Origin of the sequence: Bacillus sp. SIMBA_005, from assembly GCF_046535585.1 — a bacterium.
GTDB lineage: Bacteria > Bacillota > Bacilli > Bacillales > Bacillaceae > Bacillus > Bacillus pumilus.
The window spans coordinates 1-270 of sequence record NZ_JAWRWI010000429.1 but is presented as its reverse complement, the minus strand read 5'-3'; the positions used below and the strand labels follow the sequence as shown (position 1 = coordinate 270).

The 270-nt window shown below is 41.5% G+C and carries 1 pseudogene; it reads right to left on the bottom strand.

The annotated features are described in order from the left end of the window. Window positions 1-270, bottom strand: a pseudogene (gene cotP, locus SB660_RS20755) (spore coat protein CotP); the annotation flags it as partial.

Genomic DNA, 270 nt, shown 5'->3' with positions numbered 1-270 from the left:
AAATGAGTTTCAGCGGCTTCGGGAAGCTGAATGATTCGCTCAATTTCTCCGTAATACCGTTCACGCAGCACTTCCATTTCGGCTGGAAAAACAGGCGTGATCGTTCCTTTGATCAGCAGCTGGGTTTTAGACAGTAAACGGATCGTTAATTCTTCCTCATACACACCGGGCATTTCCACAATGATAAAATTATATTCCTCATCTTGATAAAAGTCGTAAACAAACGTAGAAGCTTCGGAATCAAAAAAATGTTCCGGGGCTTTATATTTG